Below are 1,827 nucleotides of genomic sequence, written 5' to 3' on the forward strand. Positions count from 1 at the left end.
TCTTCGCAGTTGAGGGTGTAGCCGGGAGTGCGACTGCAGGATCGGATGTCACCGGATCATGCAGCAGACCTGGGGGTACGACCCTGCGCAGGAGAACCATCTCTGTACCGAACCCGGTACTCGACAGAGCCCATGCGCGTGCAACTATGGAGGAATGAGCGGGAAGCAGAAGATCATGGTGGACGGAGAGATGTTCATCGTCACGCGTCGTGGCAGAGGCATCTACAACTACGAGTGGGTCAGCGGACCCAACTCCGGGTACGGCTTCTCGAGCGCCAGCCACCCGGCCGCCGATCGCGCCGACGAGGAGCATCGAGAGTCAGTCCGCGACTTCCTCACCGAGATCGACCCCGATACCGGTTACCTGCGCGATACCTGACTCCAAGTGGCTCTTCGGAATAAAGGGGCTCTTCGCAGTTGAGGCTGCAGAACCGGTGCGCGTCGCTACACAGGAATAGGTCGAGGCCTTTCGAAGATGGAAGTTCCTACACAAACCACCCGAAAGACCTCGACGTGCCCCACTTTACGTTCTCCACCCCTGACCTCACCACGTTCTGCCACCTCGACACACTCGGCCTGCACTGCACGGGCCAACACGTCACCGATTCAGAAACAGTTCTCCTATGCACCCCAACGACCGACGATAACTGGTGCCACCGATGCGGCGGATACGGCAGGCCGCGGGACACCGTGACCCGGAAGTTGGCTCACGAACCCTTCGGGCACCGCCCCACCACCCTGCTCATCCGACTTCGACGCTACAAATGCGAAATCTGTGGGCGCGTGTGGCGCCATGACACCGATCAAGCCGCCCCAGCCAGGGCGAAGATCTCCCGAACCGGGCTCGCCTGGGCGTTGAAAGCACTCGTTGTCGATCACGCTACGATCTCCGTCATCGCGGCTAAGCTCGCCGTTTCCTGGCACACCGCTAACGACGCGATCCTTGCCGAAGGGCAACGGGTCTTCATCGACGATCCTTCCCGGTTCGCCAACGTGTGCGTCATCGGCGTCGATGAGCATGTATGGCGGCACACCCGAGGTGGCGACAAGTACGTCACCGTGATCATCGACCTCGCCCCGATCCGCGATAAGACAGGCCCGGCGAGATTGCTGGACGTGGTCGAGGGACGGTCGAAGGCGGTGTTCAAATCTTGGCTGGCCAGGCAGTCGAAGGACTTCTGCGACGGTATCGAGGTTGTGGCGATGGATGGGTTCACCGGGTTCAAGACCGCTGCTGTCGAAGAGCTGCCGGCCGCGGTGGAAGTGATGGACCCGTTCCACGTCGTCAAGCCCGCCGGTGACAGTCTGGACGAGCTCCGCAGGCGTGTTCAGCAGGAAACGACCGGACACCGCGGGAAGAAGGGCGACCCGTTGTATCAGGCCCGGCGGACTCTGCACACCGGGTGTCAGTTACTCACCGAGCGGCAGCAGCAACGGATCGTCGCGCTCTTCGCGGATGACAAACATGCTGATGTCGAGGTGACCTGGAGCGTGTTCCAGGACATCATCACCGCCTACCGCAACCTGGACCGAACCGCGGGGAAGAAGTCGTTGCAGTCGATCATCGAATCGATCTCGTCCGGGGTGCCTTCTGGTCTTGTTGAGCTGCGCCGGCTGGGGCGGACGTTGAAGAAGCGGGCCGTGGATGTGTTGGCCTATTTCGATCGGCCGGGGACGTCGAACGGTCCGACGGAGGCATTGAACGGCCGGTTGGAACACTTGCGTGGTTCAGCGCTGGGGTTCCGGAACCTGACCCACTACATCGCCCGGAGCCTGCTCGAGGCCGGAGGATTCAGACCCCGATTACACCCCTAACTGCGAAGAGCC

The 1,827-nt window shown here is 61.8% G+C and carries 2 protein-coding genes; both read left to right on the plus strand.

The features are described from left to right. The first annotated feature begins 154 nt into the window (after nt 1-154). On the plus strand, nt 155-379 hold the full coding sequence (locus HK353_RS16755) for a hypothetical protein (RefSeq protein WP_167193769.1): 225 nt from the start codon (nt 155-157) through the stop codon (nt 377-379). Between the two features lie 134 nt (nt 380-513). Further along, nucleotides 514-1,815, plus strand: a complete 1,302-nt coding sequence (locus HK353_RS16760) for an ISL3 family transposase (protein ID WP_167200637.1) — start codon at nt 514-516, stop codon at nt 1,813-1,815. Nucleotides 1,816-1,827 lie beyond the last annotated feature (12 nt).

It is taken from the genome of Brevibacterium permense, assembly GCF_013280495.1.
In the GTDB taxonomy this organism is placed as follows: domain Bacteria; phylum Actinomycetota; class Actinomycetes; order Actinomycetales; family Brevibacteriaceae; genus Brevibacterium; species Brevibacterium permense.

Bases quoted from the DNA above. Each gene is read 5' to 3' on its own strand.
- HK353_RS16755 (WP_167193769.1), top strand. From the start codon at position 155: ATGAGCGGGAAGCAGAAGATCATGGTGGACGGAGAGATGTTCATCGTC.